Consider the following 18,489-nt stretch of genomic DNA (forward strand, 5'->3'; position numbering starts at 1 on the left):
ACGCGCGAAGGCTCCATGGCAGCCTTCGAGGTACCAGCCCTTTCGGCGGTCCCGATGCCGCCGCTCGCCACCTCCATCGACGGTCTACTATTCACTGAGTAGTAGACATGTGGATGTTCGACGGGAGGACGTATGGCGGTCGGCGTTCCGGCGGTAGAGGCTTCCGGGCTGGTCAAACGTTTCGGTGGTCTCACCGCGGTGGATCATGTTGATCTGCGGGTGGATGTCGGGGAGGTGTACGGGATCCTCGGCCCGAACGGCGCCGGGAAGACGACGTTCCTGCGGATGCTGTTCGGGCTGATCCGTCCGGACGCCGGGACGTTGCGGGTGTTCGGCCGGACCTGGGGGGATGCCGGCCCGTCGATGTTGGATGGGGTCGCCGGGTTCATCGAGAGTCCGCGGTTCTACCCCTACCTGTCCGGCCGGCGGAACCTGAACCTGCTGGCCGGCCTGGACGGCGGCGGGGCGGACAGCCGGATCGACGAGGTGCTCGACGTCGTCGACCTCGCCGGACGGGCGGATGACAAGGTCGGGGGCTACTCGTTCGGGATGCGCCAGCGCCTCGGGGTCGCCGCGTCGCTGCTGCGCGACCCGCGGCTACTCGTGCTCGACGAGCCGGCGAACGGCCTGGACCCCGCTGGCATCCGGGACATGCGCGCCCTGGTCAAACAGCTTGCCGCCGGGGGGCTGACCGTGCTGCTGAGCAGCCACAACATGGACGAGGTCGAGGAGATCTGCGACAACGTCACCATCATGCGCACCGGCCGGGTGGTCTACCACGGCTCGATCGACCAACTGCGCGCCCAGGCTCCAGACCCGTCCCATCGGCTGATGACCAGCGACGACGAGCAGGCGCTGCGCCTGGCCGCCGGCCATCGGGCAGTGGCCGTCTCCGTCCATCCCGATGGCGGTCTGGCGCTGCGCGCCCAGGCCGCCGACGCGGACGCCTACATCATCGCCCTCGGCCGGTCCAACCTGGCGGTCCGCGCCCTTCACCTGGAGATCGCGCCGCTGGAGTCGCTGTTCTTCATGCTCACCGAAACCGACCCGGATGCCGGTTTCGACGCGCCCGCCCAGACCCAGCCGGACACCCTCACCGGAGTGACCTCGTGACCACCCCAGCCACCACCGCCACAGCCCCGGTACCGCCCGCGACGGTCCGCCCCCGGCCAGTCGGCCGTGGCCGGGTGGTCACCGCCTACCGGTGGGAGATCACGAAACTCGCCGCTCAGGCCCGCACCCGCGTCACGCTCGCCGTCTGCCTCGTCGCGCCGTTCGTGTTCGTGGTGCTGCTCGATCGACAGGACCGCCTGCCGAAGGACACCCTGTACGGCCGGTGGGTGCACGCCAGCGGCTTCGCGACCCCGCTGCTCGTTCTCGGGTTCGCCGCCCAATGGGTGTTCCCGCTGCTCACCAGCCTCGTCGCCGGCGACATCTTCGCCAGCGAGGACCAGCACGGCACCTGGAAGACGATCCTCACCCGCTCCCACAGCCGCACCCAGATCTTCTGGGCCAAGGCGCTCGCCGCGGCAACCTTCGCGGTGCTCCTCCTCGCCGTCCTCGCGCTGAGCTGCCTGGCCGCCGGGGTGCTCCTCGTCGGCCACCAGCCGCTGGAGAGCCTGTCGGGCACCCTGCTGCCGTCGGGACGCACCGCCGGGCTGATCCTCGCCGCCTGGGCGAGCACGCTGCCGCCCCTGCTCGGCTTCACCGCGTTGGGGATCATGCTGTCGGTGCTGACCCGCAGCAGCCCCGCCGGGATCGTCGGACCGATCATCCTCGGTCTGCTCATGCAGCTCTACGCCTTCCTCAACGGTGCCGACACGATCCGCCACCTGCTGCTGGTCACCCCGTTCGACGCCTGGCACGGCCTGCTCGCCGCGCACCCTTACTACGGCCCGCTCCGCGACGGCACGCTCGTCAGCATCGGCTACATCCTCATCTGCCTGGCCATCGCCTACACGGCGCTGCGCCGCCGCGACATCACCGGAGGCTGACCCGCCATGCCCCGTCCCACCTCCAACCGGCTGATCCGCGCGGCCGTCGCCGTCGGCGCCGTCACCGCGCTGACCGCCGCCCTCGCCGGCTGCGCCACCGACGTCACCCGGCCCCGCGTCGAAGCCTCGGTCGGCCCCGTCTTCACCAACCTCTACGTCCAGCAGCAGGCCCTGCTCGGCCACCCCGGGCTCACCCCCGCCGCCGTCAAACCCGACTGCCACCGAAGCACCCCCGGATCGCACGACAGGGGCGCCGGCAGCGACTGGATCTGCCAGGTCGGCTGGACCGACGAGGCCGGCAGGGCCCAAAACGGCAAGTTCGAACTCCAGGTCCGCTCCAACGGCTGCTACCAGGCCGGCGGCCCCACCAAAATCGTCGGCCCGATCATGATCCAGACCTCCACCGGTAAAAATGTGATCAACCCGGTGTTCGAGTTCGACGGCTGCTTCGACACCACATGAACGCCACACGAGGCGGAAAACCCGGGCGGCCCGGCGCCCGTCCGGGAGCGCTTGTGACAACTCAGCGGCGGGCGGGCGAGCCGCTCCGACGAGCGGAGACGCGGTCGTGCATGAACTGACGTACCCGCAAGCGGGCGTCATCGGACTCCTGCAAGGAATCACCGAGCTGTTCCCGGTCTCCAGCCTGGGCCACTCGGTGCTGGTACCCGCGCTGATCGGCGGTTCCTGGCAGCACCTGGTGACCGAGAACGCATCGGGCAACAGCGAGGACTCGCCCTACCTGGCGTTCGTCGTCGGGCTGCACGTGGCCACCGCCGCCCTACTGATCTTTTTCCGGTCCGACCGGGCCCGCATCATCCGGATCTTCCTCACTCCACCGGCCCGGTCTCGATGAGCACGGCTACGGCGACTGCGGTTACGGCGGCCGGTGGTGGGGTGCTGCACCACCTGCTCGTCCTGCACGGACCAGCTGCCTACACCCTGGTCGGGGTTCTCGCGTTCGCCGAGGCCGCGGTCTTCGTCGGGTTCGTGCTGCCCGGTGAGACCGCCGTCGTCCTGGGCGGGGTCCTGGCCAGCCAGCACGCGGTCAGCCTGACCGGCATGGCCGCCGTCGTGGTCGTCGCCGCGATTGTCGGCGACTCCGTGAGCTACGAGGTCGGCCGGCACTTCGGCGAACGGATCCTGACTCTTCCACTTCTACGCCACCGCCGCCCAGACTTCGACCGGGCCCTCGCCTACCTGCGGGCCCGCGGCGGGCGAGCGGTGTTCCTCGGACGTTTCACCGCCTTCCTGCGCGCGGTCATGCCGGAACTGGCGGGCCAGTCCCACCTGCCCTACCGGCGGTTCCTCGCCTTCAACGCCGCTGGTGGCCTGCTCTGGGGCGTCGGGTTCACCCTGCTCGGCTACGGCGCCGGCGCCTCCTACGCGACCGTCGAGAAGGCTGCCGGATGGGCCTCCACCGGCCTGCTCGTCCTCATCCTCGCCGTCGCGGTCGGCATGCACCTCCACCGCCGACACCACCACGTCACCAACCACGACCCGCCCATCTCTCCCCCCCCCGCGGGACCGGTGAGCGGCCCGGCCTCGCACCACCTTCCTCCACTTCCTCCTTCCTCGGCGCGATCCAGACATTCACAACCTTCCTCAACGGCCGGGACAGCGCTTGCAGCCACTCGGGTTCCTCGCCAAAGCGCATCGAGAATCCACGAACTCATCGGCTTCGATCGCCGGTGACATCAACCCACTGCCCACTCGGCGACCCGGAACCGGACTGGGTGCGGATACCGCCCTACAACCGCTCGTCCCGCGCCCTGTCGTCGCCGGATCCGGACGCTCCGCCCCGGGCGAACACCATCGGACAGGTACTGCGGCAGGGCGGGCTCCTCGACGTCGCTGCCCATCTCGCGGACGCGCGGTGTGATCCCTCCGCTGCGCCAGCCCACCGGCGCCAGGCGTGTACGCGTGGACCAGGCGTACGTCACCCCGCTGTTATTGCCGGCCGTGGTCGACTACCGGCGGGTCGATCCACAAGGCCACAACGATCATTGGGGGATGATCGTCGCCCCGGACGCGGAGAGGGTCGATCCATCGGTGGCGCTGGCGCAGACATGATCATTTATCTGGATGGTCGGCGCGGGATCGGCGGGTCAACGGGAGGCGGGTACGGCGATGCCGCTGGATGATCCGCCGCTACCCGACGACCCCTAAGAACCCAGAGCCCCAGATCGCCACACGGCCAAACCGACCTTCGCCTTTCGGATCATCATCAGATGATCCGAAAACTCCGGACGACAGCCCGCTCAAGAGCCCGGGGTCCCCAGATCGCGGCGAAGCCACGATCTGGGGAAGGCCGCTGTCGCCCTCAGTCGCCGGCGAAGCGGCGTAGGCGTTCGACCTGGAGGATGGTGACGGTCTGACCCTCGGCGAGGATCCAGTTGCGCTTCTCGAACTCTCGCAGGGCCTGGTTGACCGACTGGCGTGAGCCACCCAGCAGGGAGGCGATCTCGGTCTGGGTCAGGCCCAGTTCGATCAGCGGACGCCCGGACTCCCGCATCCGCATCAGCAGCAGCTTGGCGACACGCCGAGGCAGGTCGAGGAAGACCAGGTCGGCGTTTGCCCCGGTCAGCCGGCGGACGTGAGCCACCAGTGCCCGGATGAGCTGTTCGGCGACGGCCGGGCGCTCCCGGACCAGCTCCCACACGGCGGCTCGGTCGAGGACGACGGCCTCGCTGGGTTCCAGCGCCTCGACGCTGGCCGAGCGCGGGCCGGCCTCGACGATGTTGAGCTCGCCAAGGGTGTCGCCGGGACCGGCAATGTTCAGGACGTGGTCACGGCCGTCGTCGGCGGTCGTGAGTACCTTCAGGCGGCCGGAGGCCACTACGAGCAACGTGTCAGCGGGATCACCTTCAGTAAGCACAACCTGACCGCGGCGATATCGACGCACGACGGATCGTGCGGCGAGACGCGCCAGGGCCGGCTCGTCCAGTTCCTTCAGCAACGTGGTCGCCCGCAGCAGCGCGACTACCTCTTCCTCCTGCACACCGTGACCGTAGCGCCAATGTCGGGAAATGTGGGCGCCCGGTGCCCCCCTTGTGCAGTGATGTGCGTCGATGGAGCAAAAAACGACGCAGAAGGAACAGTCAACCAAACAGCGGCACACCGCTCCCTAAACGGACACACGCTGGTCGCTCCAACAACGCACTACATCGCGCATGGACAACACGCCGGCCACGTCACCCCGGTCGCAGACGATCAGGTGCCGGAACCCGCCACGCAGCATCGCGCCGGCGGCCTCCGTCAGCGGCCAGCCGGGATCGGCGAACACGACGTCCCGGGCTACATGATCTCCGACCAGTTCGACGTCCGGGTTCTGGCCGGCCGCCACCGACATCAGAACATCACGTTCGGTCAGGATGGTGTACCCCTCGCCGTCGACGTCCCGCACAATGGCCGCGCCCACCTTCCGGGCTGCCATCAGCCGCGCCGCCTGACGCAGGGTGTGGTTCGGGCCGATCATGAGTACCGGACTGGTCATCCCGTCGGAAACCCGCATCACGCCTCTCCCCGGGGCTTGTGCACTTGTGAAAAAGAGCCTGACAGGAGAGAGTAGGCGCGGAATGGTCCGCTGACCAGACCGTCACGACAAACAACGGTCCGTGGGCGGAACCTGGATGAAACCTGGGCAGAACCCGGATGGAACCCGGGCGGAACCCAGGCAGAACCCGAGCCGAACCCAAGCCGAACAAGGCCGGCATCCGGGCGGAACACGGCCGTATCCCGCCCGCCGGCCCCGTGGCATCCGCTCGTGCCACCCGGCCGCGACGGCTGTGCGAAAGCATGATCACACGACAGTGCGGTCAGACGTACCGGCCAGCCGGCAGGCCGGCCGTCACGACATGCCCCGGCCGACCGGAGCCAGACCATCTCCGGTGGATATCGACCCCGTCCAGGCACTGGCCCGGGCGCGACTGACGATCCGCCGGAGACGGTCCGCGGAGCCCTACCGCTCCTGGACGAGCTCGTTCCAGTTCTTGTAACGGTCGATCTCCCCGCGGGTCGCCTGGTGGAACAGCTCAAGCAGCTCGCGGGTGATCGGGCCGGGGCGGCCCGCCCCGACCGGGCGGTCGTCGATCTCGACGATCGGCACCATCTCGGCCGCCGTCCCGGTGAAGAACGCCTCGTCCGCCAGGTACAGGTCGGTGCGGACGATGTGCTGCTCGCGGACCTCGTACCCCTGGTCCGCGGCGATCTGCATGATGGACGCCCGGGTGATGCCGCCGAGCGGCCCGTCGCTGAGCGGCGGGGTGATCAGCCTGCCCTCCGAGACAATGAAGACGTTCTCGCCCGACCCGTCGGCGACGTTCCCGTTGGGGCTGGTCAGGATGGCCTCGTCGTAACCGGCCTTGAGCGCCGCGACCTTGGCCAGCGACGAGTTGAGATACTGCCCGGACGCCTTGGCCGCCGGCGGAATGATGTTGTTGTCGTTGCGGCGCCAGGTGGACACGGTGGCCCGGCAGCCGTTCTCCTCCGCGTCGGCGCCGAGGTAGGCGCCCCAGGGCCAGACCGCGACCATCACCTCGATCGAGGAGGGCAGCGGGTTGAGACCCATCTCCCCGTACCCGAGGTAGATCAGCGGCCGGATGTAGCAGGCGTCGACCCTGTTGACGGCGACCGTCTCCTTGACGGCGGCGACGAGCTCGTCCTGCGTGAACGACGGCTCCATCATGTAGATCTTGGCGCTGCGGTACAGCCGCGCGATGTGGTCGGTCAGCCGGAACACGGCGCTGCCGCGGGCGGTGGGGTAGGCGCGGATGCCCTCGAAGACACCCCAGCCGTAATGCAGCGTCGGGTTGAGCACGTGGATGTGGGCGTCGTCCCAGTCGACGAACTGGCCGCTCATCCAGATCTTCGATGTCGGTGTGATGGGCACGGGTGACTCCAGGCGTATGCGACGAAGCGTGTGGGCGAGTGACGATCGCGCCGATCTTCGCCGTGGTCGGGCCCCGTCGGCTGCCGTCGTACCGGATCTACGGCTCTTCAAAGAATAGCGTTTCTCCGGCCGCTCGCATCAGCTCGCGTACGGATAACCACCTTCTGAGCAGGAACGACAACGGACGGTTCCGGACGGGCCGCGCAGCCGTCCGGAGCGGGCCCGCCTACCGGCGCAACCAGCCCAGACGGCCCGGCCGGCTCAGCCTGCGACCCGCGCCGCCAGGTCCTCCCCGACCTCCCGCGTGGAGATCTGGTCGTGCAGGTAGCCGTTGCGCGGCCGGGAACGCTCGGCCAGGGACGCGGCGACCGCCGCCTCCACCCGGGCGGCGTCCTCCGCCCGGCCCAGATGCGCCAGCAGCATCGCGACCGACAGCACGGTGGCGGTCGGGTCGGCGATCCCCTGCCCGGCTATGTCCGGCGCGCTGCCGTGCACCGGCTCGAACATGCTCGGGTTCTTCCCGGACGGGTCGAGATTGCCGCTGGCAGCCCGCCCGATACCGCCGGTGATCGCCGCGCCGATGTCGGTGAGGATGTCCCCGAACATGTTGTCGGTCACGACCACGTCGAAACGCCCGGGATCCGTGACGAAGAACATCGAGGCCGCGTCCACGTGCTGGTAGTCGATCTGGATCTCGCTGAACTCGGGGGCGACCTCGGCGACCGTGCGCAGCCAGAGGTCCCCGGCGTTGGTCAGGACGTTCGTCTTGTGGACGAGGGTGAGCCGCCGCCGGGGACGCGCCCGCGCCCGGTGGAACGCGTCCCGTACGACGCGCTCGACGCCGAAACGGGTGTTGAGGCTCTCCTCGGTGGCCACCTCGTACGGAGTGCCGCGGCGCAGGGTGCCGCCGGCGCCCGCGTACGGGCCCTCGGTGCCCTCCCGCACCACCACCATGTCGATGGTGTGCTCGCCGGCCAGCGGCGTGGCCACGCCCGGGTACAGCCGTACCGGGCGCAGGTTGACGTGATGGTCGAGCTCGAAGCGCAGCCGCAGCAGCAGCCCGCGTTCGAGGATGCCGCTGGGCACGCCGGGGTCGCCGACCGCGCCGAGCAGGATCGCGTCGTGCTCGCGCAGTTCGGCGAGCACCGAGTCCGGCAGGGTCTCGCCGGTGGCGTACCAGCGGCGCGCGCCCAGGTCGTAGTCGGCGGCCTCCACCTTGGGCTCGATGACACGCAGGACACGCAGGCCCTCCGCGACGACCTCTGGACCGATACCGTCCCCGCCGATGACCGCAAGCCTCATGAACGCGACTGTAATCCGTCATCCCTCACCCGCGGTGCCCGCCCCCGCCCGCAGCCGTGGCGGGCCTTCGTGGCGTGTTCGCAGCACGCTCACACCACGTTCGCGCCGCGCCGGGCCCACCGCGCCGGGCCCACCGCGCCGCGGGTGCGGGTCATCTGTCGGCGACGGTGTCTTCGATGATCAGGCATGCGCGCCGCGGCACGTCCCGGCAGATCGCAGGAAACATACTGAAAAATCAGACAAAATGTACGCCGAAGCTTTCGACATACATTTCCTCATGATTCTCCGCGAAGATTTTCCGCGTACTTCCTCCGGACGGCCGGAAAATGCCCGGGATGGGCGCGGGGCGCGCGACACGCACGATGAATCGCCGATGGCGGCAAAGGTCCTCACGGGTCCTCACGTACAGTGCACCGATCACATACCACAACCGCCTCGGCAAGCAGCTCCGTAACCGGCTGGAGGTGAGCGGGCATCTCCCCCGGTCGGGCACGCGTGGCATGCGACGGCACAAGGGAGTGTACGACGCATGATCGTTGAAACAACGCCACCACCGGTCCGCTCCGCCACCCACCGCGTGACCGGTCCCGTCCGCGCGACCGGTTCCGCGGACGAGTGGTCCGACGCGCTGCGCGACGCGCTGGCCGATCCGGGGCAGCCGCGCATCGTCTTCCAGCCGATCGTCGATCTCCGGCGTGGTGTCATCGCCGGGTACGAGGCACTGGCGCGTTTCGGGACGGCCGCGGCGCCCTCGCCCGACCTGTGGTTCGCCGCCGCCGAGCGCGCCGGGGTCGCCGCCCGCTTCGAGGCCAGGGTGCTGCGCGCGGCACTGGCGGCCCGCGAACGGCTGCCACCCGACTGCTTCCTCAGCGTCAACGTCATGCCGAACCTGCTGACCACCACGGAGGTTGCCTCGGTCTGGGCCGACGCCGACCTCAGCCGGCTCGTCCTGGAGTTCAACGAGACGGTCAGCGCCGAGCGGACCCCCGAGCTGGCCACCACCATCCAGGCGCTGCGCGAGCGCGGCGGCCGCATCGCCATGGACGACGTCGGGTCCGGCTACGCGGGGCTGCGCCAGATCGCCAGGGTCCACCCCGACCTGGTCAAACTCGACCGGGAGCTGGTCGCCCGCGCCGACGGCGACCAGGTGCGGCGGACGTTGACCGAACTGGTCAACGTCTTCGCCCGCAGGTTGGACGCCTGGGTGATCGCCGAGGGCATCGAGCGCGACGAGGAGCTGGCCGTGCTCGTCGGGCTCGGCGTCCCGCTCGGGCAGGGCTGGTATCTCGGCCGCCCCGCACAGAACTGGCAGCGCCTCGACCCCGCGGTCGCCAGGCGCATCCGGCTGCTCGCCCAGCGGACCGGGCGCGGCGAGGGGGTGGGCAGCCTGCTCGAACAGGTACGGATCCGCGTCGGGGACGGCCGGCCGCCGCACCGGGGCACCTCCGCGTCGTCGGCCTGGTGGCCCGACCCGCCGGCACAGCCACACCACCCGGGCGGCGGTGTTGGCGCTGGTCGCGGCGCGGTCGTCGTCGTGAACCGGCGCCACCAGCCGGTGGCACTGCAGCTGCCCGTCGCCCCCGGCGCCGCCGCGGCCCGGCGGGTGCCGGCCAGCATGGTCGCCCGGCCCGACGAACACATCGTGGACGTGGCGCGCCGGGCGATGAGCCGCGCGCCGGCGCTGCGCTTCGACCCGGTCGTGGTGGTCACCGAGCTGGGCCGACCGGTCGGCCTGGTCCGGATCGAACGGCTGATGCTCCGGCTGGCGGAGATGTCCGGCGGACGCCCGCGGCCACCGGAGCACGACCGTCCACAGCCGCGCGGGAAGGCCCCGGAGCAGGCCGTGGAGCTGGCGGCCACGAACCGGGCCACGGCCTGGGCCGCGAATCGGGCCACCGACCGGGTCGTGGTGGAGCGGGCGGCGGCGCGTCCGAGCCACGGCCCGGCCGCGGGAGCGTGACCCAGATGGTCACGGCCAGAGGCCCTCAGATACCCGTGGCGGCCTGGATGCCGGGGGCGATGCGCTGCTGGTCCCGCGCGGCCCGGTTGACCGCGCTCACCACCGCGCGCAGGGACGCGGTGACGATGTTCGGGTCGACCCCCACGCCCCAGAACACCCTGTCCCCCACCGCGACCTCGAGATAGGCCGCGGCCCGCGCGTCCGCGCCCGAGCCCAGGGCGTGCTCGTGGTAGTCGAGGACGCGTACCTCGACGTCCCGGGTGCGCAGCGCGGCGACGAACGCGTCGATCGGCCCGTTGCCGGTGCCGCTGAGAACCTCCTCACCGCCGTGGATACGCACCGAAACCCGGACCTCGTCGCGTTCCCCGTGCGCGGCGGTGGTCCGGGAGCCGAGCAGCTCCAGCGGGGCGTCGGAGGCGTCGCCGGTCAGGAAGTACTCCCGGGAGAAGATCTCCCACAGTTCCTCGCCGGTCACCTCGCCGCCGATGTCGTCGGTGTGACGCTGCACGACGTGGGAGAACTCGATCTGCAACCGGCGGGGCAGGTCCAGGGAGTGCTCCGCCTTCAGCAGGTAGGCGACGCCGCCCTTGCCCGACTGGCTGTTCACCCGGATCACGGCCTCGTAGGAGCGGCCGACGTCCTTCGGGTCGATGGGCAGGTAGGGCACCTCCCACAGCCGCTGCCCGGTCCGTTCCATCGCCTCGAAGCCCTTCTTGATGGCGTCCTGGTGGGAGCCGGAGAAGGCGGTGTAGACGAGGTCGCCGCCGTAGGGATGCCGGGGGTGCACCGGGATCTGGTTGCAGTGCTCCACGGTCCGGCGGATCTCGTCGATGCCGCCGAAGTCGATCTCCGGGTCGATGCCCTGGGAGAACAGGTTCATCCCCAGGGTCACCAGGCAGACGTTGCCGGTGCGCTCGCCGTTGCCGAACAGGCATCCCTCGACCCGGTCGGCGCCCGCCAGCACCCCGAGCTCCGCGGCGGCCACGGCACAGCCACGGTCGTTGTGCGGGTGCAGGGACAGCACGACCGCGTCCCGCCGGGTCAGGTTGCGTGACATCCACTCGATCTGGTCGGCGTAGACGTTGGGCGTGGACATCTCCACCGTCGCCGGCAGGTTCAGCACGACCGGCCGGTCCGCGGTGGGCTGCCAGACGTCCATGACCGCCTCGCAGACCTCCAGGGCGTAGTCCAGCTCGGTCCCGGTGAACGACTCCGGGCTGTACTGCCAGCGGACGTCCGTGCCCGCCAGCAGCTTCTCCGCGTACCGGGCGCACCACTGCGCGCCCTGGACGGCGATGTCGGTGATGCCGGCCCGGTCGAGCCCGAACACCACCCGGCGCTGCAGCGTCGACGTCGAGTTGTACAGGTGCACGAGCACGTTCGGCGCGCCGACGACCGCGCGGACCGTGCGTTCGATCAGCTCCTCCCGGGCCTGGGTGAGCACCTGGACGGTGACGTCGTCGGGGATGTGCCCGCCCTCGACGAGCTGCCGGATGAAGTCGAAGTCCGTCTGGCTGGCGGCGGGGAAGCCGACCTCGATCTCCTTGTAGCCCATCCGCACCAGCAGCTGGAACATCTGCGTCTTGCGCGCCGGGGTCATCGGGTCGATCAGCGCCTGGTTGCCGTCGCGAAGGTCCACGCTGCACCACCGGGGCGCGCGGGTGATCGTCCGGTTCGGCCATGTCCGGTCGGGGAGGTCGACCGGGACGAACGGCCGGTACTTGTCGACGGGCATACCGGAAGGCCGCTGTGAGCCGGGAGACTGCGCGCCGGGAATATGCGAACCGGGAAACTGCCGTGAAGTAGTCACTAGCTTCTACCGCTCCTGCTTCGGGAGAAAACCTGCGGCGGCCAGCGCGCACCAACAACCCCGCGACGAGGAAGCCGACCTGTCTCAGGCCCCGCCGCGGCGACTAAGAAGCAGAAGCGTGCGCATACTGCGGCGAGCTTACTACCCGACGGCTCACACCGTCCCCCACACCGCCCCGAGGGACCGGTGAGATCAGGTCGGCAGGCCCACGACCGGCGCCGGGCCAACCCGCGGCCGCAGATCGTCGGCCCGCACAGTACACACCAGCGCGTGGGTGCCGGCCTGCCAGGCGCTCTCCTCCGGATAGATCGAGGCGACCTTCAGGCCGGGGACGCTGCCGGTGTCGCCGAAGAGGGCGCGCGCGGCGGCCACGCAGTCCCTGGCGGTGGCGGCGTCCAGGGCCGGCCGGCCCGGCCAGCCGGGGAAGGGCGCGGCCAGATCGACCACCCCCGTCACCTGGTCGAGGTGCGGCTGGTCGCAGCCCACCTTGGTGGGAGTGACCTCGTGTGCCGAATCCGGTGCCCACAGCAGGCAGTCCCCCGGCCGCAGCTCGCCGAGCAGGGTGGGATCGAGCACGAACCGCTGCGCCGGGACGGAGAGCACGGCCGGGCTCGTCGCCGGGCTGGTGGCGGCCGCCGCCGAGTCGGCGAAACCGGGCTCCTGCATCCGGACCGGGGTGCCGGCCGAGGGTGCCGGAGCGGACACCACCGCCGCGCGCGGATTGTTGCGGAGCAGGAAGAGAGCGAGACCCGCCATTCCGGCGAGCAGCGTCAGGAACGCCACCAGTCGGGTGGCGCGGCGGCGACGCGGGGAACCCGGCGTCCACATCCAGCGGTAGAACACCCGCTGCCCTTTCGACCGGACGGGTTCCACCCGGCAGCGGCCGCGCGCGGCCTCGCCGGAGGCTGCCAGGCGTTCATCGGCTGACGGCTCGATGAAGCGCGCGGAGCGCACGAAAGTGTCATCGAGGTGCAACCCCTCGAACGGGTCCCGACCGTCCCGAGCCGTGGCTTTCACGGTAAACCCAGGGACTCGTTTCCCACACCATGGCCACCGAACCAGGGGCCAGGTCACCACGACCCGTGGCACACCGCGATGGACGGCGGTGACCGGGCCGTCCGGCCTCGGTGCGCAACCGGCCGGACGGCCCCGGTCACCGGTGCCTTGTCGGCTCCTCGCCGGATCGGCTCCTCACCGGCTGGTCACTGGCTGTGGAGGCTGACCGACCGGGCCGCCGACGCTCCGATGATCTTGGCGATCTCGGTCAGGACGTCCACGGGCACCGTGTCGTCGAGCGAGAGTGACATCAGTGCCTCACCACCGGCCTTGCGACGGCTGACCTGCGCGCCGGCAATGTTGATCTGGGCTTCGCCCAGCAGCGCGCCGACCGCGCCGACCACCCCCGGACGGTCCTCGTACCGGAAGAAGGCCAGGTGTGCCTGGGGCCGGATGTCCACCTCGAAGTCGTCGATCGCGGTGACCTTCTCGACCTGCCGGGGGCCGGTCAGCGTGCCGCTCACCGACACCGGCGTCCCGTCCGCGAGCACGCCACGGACGGTGACGAGGTTGCGATAGTCGGGGCTCTCCTCGAACGTCTCCAGCGCGACGTCGACGCCCCGGTCCTTCGCGAGCAGCGGCGCGTTGACGTAGGTGACCGGCTCCTCGATCACGTCGGTGAACACGCCCTTGAGCGCGGCGAGCTGCAGCACCGACACGTCGTGGGCGACGATCTCGCCGCGGACCTCGACGGTGATCGCGGCGGCGAGGCCACCGGCAAGGCCGGTGAACAGCTGGCCGAGCTTCTCCGCGAGCGGCAGCCCCGGGCGGACGTCCTCGGCCACGACCCCGCCCGCCTGCACGTTCACCGCGTCCGGGACGAACTCGCCGCGCAGCGCCAGGCGCACCGACCGGGCCACCGCGACCCCGGCCTTCTCCTGGGCCTCCGCGGTGGACGCCCCCAGGTGCGGGGTGACCACCACGTTGTCCAGCTCGAACAGGGGCGAGGAGGTGGTCGGCTCGGTGGCGAACACGTCGATGCCGGCGCCGCCCACCCGGCCGTCCCGGACCGCGTCGGCCAGGGCCTCCTCGTCGACGAGCCCGCCCCGGGCGTCGTTGATGATGATCACGCCTGGCCTGACCCGCTCGAGCTCGTCCCGGCCGATGAGGCCGATCGTCTCCGGCGTCTTCGGCAGGTGGATCGTGATGACGTCGCTGATCCGCAGCAGCTCGTCGAGGTCGACCAGGCGCACCCCCAGCTGGGCGGCGCGGCCCACCGAGACGTAGGGGTCGTAGGCGACGATCTTCATGCCGAAGGCGGCCAGCCGCTGCGCGACCAGCAGGCCGATGCGCCCGAGCCCCACCACGCCCGCGGTCTTGTCCGCGAGCTCGACGCCGACGTACTTCGAGCGCTTCCACTCACCGCCGCGCAGCGCGGCGTTGGCCGCCGGGATGCGGCGGGCCACCGCCGCCAGCAGCGCGACGGCGTGCTCGGCGGCACTGACGATGTTCGACAGCGGGGCGTTGACGACCATCACACCGCGGGTGGTGGCGGTGACGACGTCGACGTTGTCCAGCCCGATCCCCGCCCGGGCGACGACCTTCAGCGAACGGGCGGCGGCGAGCACCTCCGCGTCCACCCTGGTCGCGCTGCGCACGATCAGGGCGTCGGCCTCGGGGATCGCGCCCAGCAGGGCGGCCCGGTCGGTTCCGTCGAGATGGCGGACCTCGAACTCGCCGGACAGCAGTTCCAGCCCGGCCGGCGACAGCTCCTCGGCAACCAGGACGACGGGCACGGTGAGGCTCCTTGGGAAGACGGCCGGCGGGACGGCGGGTCAGAAGGACAGCGGACGCGACGACGGGCGACGACGAGGACACCCGAGGTACAGGGCCAGGAGGTTGTGAGCGCCGCCCAGCGTACCCACTGTGGGCCGCTGTCGGTGATGTACCGGGGCTGTCCAGCCCGGAAATCCCTGGTGTCCACGGCCTGGCCAGGCGGACGCGGCGGTCGACGACAGCCGCGGATCCACCGGGCCAGGCCGCCCGGCGAGTGTCAGTCGACGGGCTCGGCGATCCAGGACATCAGCGGCCGCAGCTGGGCGCCGACCTGCTCGATCGGATGCTTCTTGCCCTCCTCGACGAGCTTGGTGAACTGCGGGCGGCCCGCGTCGTCCTCGGCCACCCACTCCCGGGCGAACGAGCCGTCCCGGATCTCGCCGAGGATGCGGCGCAGCTCGTCCTTCACCGCCTGCGTTATCATCCGCGGACCGCGTGTGACATCGCCGTACTCGGCCGTGTCCGAGATCGAGTACCGCATCCGGCTGATACCGCCCTCGTACATCAGGTCGACGATCAGCTTGAGCTCGTGCAGGCACTCGAAGTAGGCGACCTCCGGCTGGTAGCCGGCCTCGACCAGCGTTTCGAAACCGGCCTGTACCAGGGCGCTCGCGCCGCCGCAGAGCACAGCCTGCTCGCCGAAGAGGTCGGTCTCGGTCTCCTCGGTGAAGGTCGTGCGCAGCGCCCCGGCCCGGGTGCCGCCGATCGCCTTGGCGTAGGCGAGCGCGAGCGCGAGAGCGCCGCCCGACGCGTCCGCCTCGACCGCGACCAGCACGGGAACACCCTTGCCCTCGGTGAAGGTCCGCCGAACCAGGTGCCCCGGGCCCTTCGGCGCGACCATGAACACGTCCACCCCGGCCGGCGGCTCGATCAGCCCGTAGCGGATGTTGAAACCGTGGCCGAACGCGAGCGCCTTGCCCGGCGACAGGTTGGGGGCGATGGACTCCGCGTAGATCTTACGGTGGGTGGTGTCCGGCGCAAGCAGGATGATCACATCTGCCTCGGCCGACGCCTCGGCCGGGGTGAGCACCCGCAGGCCCTGCTCGGCGGCCCGCGCCCGGCTGCGGCTGCCCTCGGGCAGGCCGACCCGGACGTCCACGCCGCTGTCGCGCAGGTTGAGGGCGTGGGCGTGGCCCTGGCTGCCGTACCCGATAACGGCGACCTTACGGTTGGTGATGTTGTCGAGCGACGCGTCCGCGTCGTAGTAGATCTCGGCCATCGTGGGCGAATCTCCTCGATTCTTCGTCAGTGGGCCCGGCGCAACCGGGCCCACGGGATCTTCATGACCCTCAGGCCGTCCGGTCGAGAGCACGCAGACTACGGTCGGTAATCGATCGCGGGCCTCGGCCGAGGGCGACCATGCCGGACTGGACCAGTTCCCTGATGCCGAACGGTTCGAGCATCCGGATGAGGGCGTCGAGCTTGTCGCGGGTGCCGGTGGCCTCCACGGTGACCGCCTCCGGGGCGACGTCGACCACCTTCGCGCGGAAGAGCTGGACGGTTTCGAGCACCTGCGAACGGACCGACAGGTCCGCCCGCACCTTGATCAGGATCAGCTCCCGTCGCACCGCGGCCGACGGCTCCATTTCGACGATCTTGATGACGTTGACCAGCTTGTTGAGCTGCTTCGTGACCTGCTCGAGCGGTAGCTCGTCGACGGACACGACGATCGTCATGCGGGAGATGTCGTCGTGCTCGGTCGGCCCGACCGCGAGCGACTCGATGTTGAAGCCGCGCCGGGAGAACAGCCCCGCGACCCGGGCGAGCACTCCGGGCTTGTTCTCCACCAGCACCGACAGGGTGTGCGTGCTCACGGCCTGAACCTCTTCCTAAGCCTCTTCATAGTCGAAATCGGGAGCGATGTCCCGGGCGATCCTGATCTCGTCGTTGCTCGCGCCGGCGGCGACCATCGGCCACACCATCGCATCCCGGTGGACGACGAAGTCCACCACGACCGGCGCGTCGTCGATGGCCATGGCCTTGTCGATCGTGGCGTCGACCTCGTCCGGCGACTCGCAGCGCATACCGACGCAGCCGAGCGCCTCGGCGAGGCGCACGAAGTCCGGCACCCGGCGCGCGCCCCGCGGGGCACTGGACGCGGCACCGGCACCGGGGCCGCCGCTGGTGCCGGCGCTGGTGCCGGCGCCGTCCGGCCGGGTGCCCAGGTCGGTGTTGGAGTACCGCTGGTCGTAGAACAGGGTCTGCCACTGCCGGACCATGCCGAGCGACCCGTTGTTGATGATCGCAACCTTGATCGGGATGCCTTCCAGCGCGCAGGTGGCCAGCTCCTGGTTGGTCATCTGGAAGCAGCCGTCACCGTCGATCGCCCACACCGTCGCCTCCGGCCGGCCGACCTTGGCGCCCATCGCCGCCGGCACCGCGTAGCCCATCGTGCCCAGCCCGCCCGAGTTCAGCCAGGTGTAGGGGTGCTCGTAGGAGATGAACTGCGCGGCCCACATCTGGTGCTGGCCGACCCCGGCGACGTACAGCGCCTCCGGGCCGGCGATCCTGCCAAGCCGCTCGATGACGTACTGCGGAGCGACCGAGCCGTCCGTCGGCCGGTCGTAGCCCAGCGGGTACGTCCGGCGCCAGCCGTCGACCTGCCGCCACCAGCCGGCGAGATCCGCCCGCGGCTCGCCCTGCAGCGCGGCGACGAGATCGCCGATCACCTCGCGGCAGTCCCCCACGATGGGCACGTCCGCCACCCGGTTCTTACCGATCTCGGCCGGGTCGATGTCGGCGTGGATGACCGCGGCCTTCGGCGCGAACGAGGACAGCCTGCCCGTCACCCGGTCGTCGAAACGGGCACCGAGAGCGATCAGCAGGTCGGACTTCTGCAGGGCGGTCACCGCGGCGACCGACCCGTGCATCCCCGGCATGCCCAGGTGCTGCGGATGCGAGTCGGGGAACGCGCCGCGGGCCATCAGCGTCGTCACCACCGGGATGCCGGTGAGCTCGGCGAGCGTGCGCAGCTCGGCGGCGGCCCGCGCCTTGAGCACCCCGCCGCCGACGTAGAGGACCGGCCGACGGGCCGCGCTGATCATCCGGGCCGCTTCGCGGATCTGCTTGCCGTGCGGGCGGGTCACCGGCCGGTAGCCGGGCAGGCACAGCGTGGGCGGCCAGACGTCGGCGGGCAGCACCGACGTGGTCGCCTGCAGGATGTCCTTGGGCAGGTCGACGAGCACCGGCCCGGGGCGTCCGGTCGAGGCGAGGTGGAACGCCTCGGCGATCGTGCGCGGGATGTCGTCCGCGGAGGCCACCAGGAAGTTGTGCTTGGTGATCGGCAGGGTGATGCCGCAGATGTCGGCCTCCTGGAACGCGTCCGTCCCGATCGCGCCGCTGGGCACCTGGCCGGTGATCGCCACCAGGGGCACCGAGTCCATGTAGGCGTCCGCGATCGGCGTGACCAGGTTCGTCGCGCCCGGCCCGGACGTCGCGATGCACACGCCCACCCGTCCGGTGGCCTGCGCGTAGCCCTCGGCGGCGTGCCCGGCGCCCTGCTCGTGACGGACCAGGATGTGCCGGAGGTGCTCGGCGTCGTACAACGGGTCGTACGCCGGGAGGATCGCGCCACCGGGGATGCCGAAGACCACGTCGGCCCCGGCGGCCTCCAGCGAACGGACCAGCGACTGCGCTCCGGTGATCTGACTGCTCATCTGATCGTCTTCCTTGACGTTCCACGGTGGTGACGGGTGGGTGG

General features: G+C 70.6%; 16 protein-coding genes and 1 pseudogene. 7 read left to right on the forward strand and 10 right to left on the reverse strand.

Annotated features, from left to right (window positions below; translation table 11 throughout):
- Window positions 1–132: 132 nt before the first annotated feature.
- The 6 genes and pseudogenes from CM1CMNOD_RS17420 (at window position 133) to CM1CMNOD_RS21940 (ending at window position 4,067) form a co-directional block, all read left to right on the forward strand.
- The gene (locus tag CM1CMNOD_RS17420) at window positions 133–1,113 is read left to right on the forward strand and encodes an ABC transporter ATP-binding protein (protein ID WP_013874902.1); all 981 of its coding nucleotides are present in this window, start codon (window positions 133–135) and stop codon (window positions 1,111–1,113) included.
- Window positions 1,110–1,994, forward strand: a complete 885-nt coding sequence (locus CM1CMNOD_RS17425) for an ABC transporter permease (RefSeq protein WP_013874903.1) — start codon at window positions 1,110–1,112, stop codon at window positions 1,992–1,994. The genes CM1CMNOD_RS17420 and CM1CMNOD_RS17425 overlap by 4 nt, the downstream gene beginning before the upstream one ends.
- Window positions 1,995–2,000: 6 nt before the next feature.
- Window positions 2,001–2,456 (forward strand): hypothetical protein, encoded by a 456-nt coding sequence (locus CM1CMNOD_RS17430; RefSeq protein WP_013874904.1) that lies wholly within the window; start codon window positions 2,001–2,003, stop codon window positions 2,454–2,456.
- A gap of 106 nt (window positions 2,457–2,562) precedes the next feature.
- A pseudogene (locus tag CM1CMNOD_RS17435) lies at window positions 2,563–2,829 on the forward strand (undecaprenyl-diphosphate phosphatase); the annotation flags it as partial.
- Between the two features lie 17 nt (window positions 2,830–2,846).
- Window positions 2,847–3,689, forward strand: coding sequence for a DedA family protein (locus tag CM1CMNOD_RS17440; protein WP_013874906.1), 843 nt, complete (start codon window positions 2,847–2,849; stop codon window positions 3,687–3,689).
- Window positions 3,690–3,917: 228 nt separating this feature from the next.
- Window positions 3,918–4,067, forward strand: a complete 150-nt coding sequence (locus tag CM1CMNOD_RS21940) for a hypothetical protein (protein ID WP_013874907.1) — start codon at window positions 3,918–3,920, stop codon at window positions 4,065–4,067.
- 250 nt (window positions 4,068–4,317) lie between these two features.
- Here CM1CMNOD_RS21940 and CM1CMNOD_RS17445 read toward each other — a convergent pair whose 3' ends face one another.
- The 4 genes from CM1CMNOD_RS17445 to CM1CMNOD_RS17460 form a co-directional block, all read right to left on the reverse strand.
- Complete coding sequence (locus tag CM1CMNOD_RS17445; protein ID WP_043603981.1) at window positions 4,318–4,995, reverse strand: Crp/Fnr family transcriptional regulator; 678 nt, start codon at window positions 4,993–4,995, stop codon at window positions 4,318–4,320.
- A 126-nt stretch (window positions 4,996–5,121) separates the two neighbouring features.
- Entirely contained in the window at window positions 5,122–5,508 is a 387-nt protein-coding gene (locus CM1CMNOD_RS17450) for a CBS domain-containing protein (RefSeq protein ID WP_013874909.1), read from the reverse strand.
- Window positions 5,509–5,955: 447 nt separating this feature from the next.
- Window positions 5,956–6,885, reverse strand: coding sequence for a branched-chain-amino-acid transaminase (gene ilvE, locus CM1CMNOD_RS17455; RefSeq protein WP_013874910.1), 930 nt, complete (start codon window positions 6,883–6,885; stop codon window positions 5,956–5,958).
- 261 nt (window positions 6,886–7,146) lie between these two features.
- A complete protein-coding gene (locus tag CM1CMNOD_RS17460; protein ID WP_013874911.1) occupies window positions 7,147–8,187 on the reverse strand; it encodes a 3-isopropylmalate dehydrogenase in 1,041 nt (346 codons plus the stop codon).
- A gap of 529 nt (window positions 8,188–8,716) precedes the next feature.
- Between CM1CMNOD_RS17460 and CM1CMNOD_RS17465 the strand changes: the two genes are divergently transcribed.
- The gene (locus CM1CMNOD_RS17465) at window positions 8,717–10,147 is read left to right on the forward strand and encodes an EAL domain-containing protein (RefSeq protein WP_013874913.1); all 1,431 of its coding nucleotides are present in this window, start codon (window positions 8,717–8,719) and stop codon (window positions 10,145–10,147) included.
- A 25-nt stretch (window positions 10,148–10,172) separates the two neighbouring features.
- Here the strand turns inward: CM1CMNOD_RS17465 and leuA are convergent, their stop codons facing one another.
- The 6 genes from leuA to CM1CMNOD_RS17495 form a co-directional block, all read right to left on the reverse strand.
- Window positions 10,173–11,882 (reverse strand): 2-isopropylmalate synthase, encoded by a 1,710-nt coding sequence (leuA, locus tag CM1CMNOD_RS17470; RefSeq protein ID WP_043603983.1) that lies wholly within the window; start codon window positions 11,880–11,882, stop codon window positions 10,173–10,175.
- Between the two features lie 267 nt (window positions 11,883–12,149).
- On the reverse strand, window positions 12,150–12,911 hold the full coding sequence (locus tag CM1CMNOD_RS17475) for a septum formation family protein (protein WP_131772818.1): 762 nt from the start codon (window positions 12,909–12,911) through the stop codon (window positions 12,150–12,152).
- A 248-nt stretch (window positions 12,912–13,159) separates the two neighbouring features.
- Complete coding sequence (gene serA, locus CM1CMNOD_RS17480; RefSeq protein ID WP_013874916.1) at window positions 13,160–14,749, reverse strand: phosphoglycerate dehydrogenase; 1,590 nt, start codon at window positions 14,747–14,749, stop codon at window positions 13,160–13,162.
- 257 nt (window positions 14,750–15,006) lie between these two features.
- A complete protein-coding gene (ilvC, locus tag CM1CMNOD_RS17485; protein WP_013874917.1) occupies window positions 15,007–16,008 on the reverse strand; it encodes a ketol-acid reductoisomerase in 1,002 nt (333 codons plus the stop codon).
- Window positions 16,009–16,078: 70 nt separating this feature from the next.
- Window positions 16,079–16,603: an acetolactate synthase small subunit gene (gene ilvN, locus CM1CMNOD_RS17490; RefSeq protein ID WP_013874918.1), complete on the reverse strand. Its 525-nt coding sequence runs from the start codon at window positions 16,601–16,603 to the stop codon at window positions 16,079–16,081.
- A gap of 15 nt (window positions 16,604–16,618) precedes the next feature.
- Window positions 16,619–18,445: an acetolactate synthase large subunit gene (locus CM1CMNOD_RS17495; protein WP_013874919.1), complete on the reverse strand. Its 1,827-nt coding sequence runs from the start codon at window positions 18,443–18,445 to the stop codon at window positions 16,619–16,621.
- Between the last annotated feature and the right edge of the window lie 44 nt (window positions 18,446–18,489).

Source organism: Protofrankia symbiont of Coriaria myrtifolia (assembly GCF_900634755.1).
Lineage (GTDB): Bacteria > Actinomycetota > Actinomycetes > Frankiales > Frankiaceae > Protofrankia > Protofrankia coriariae.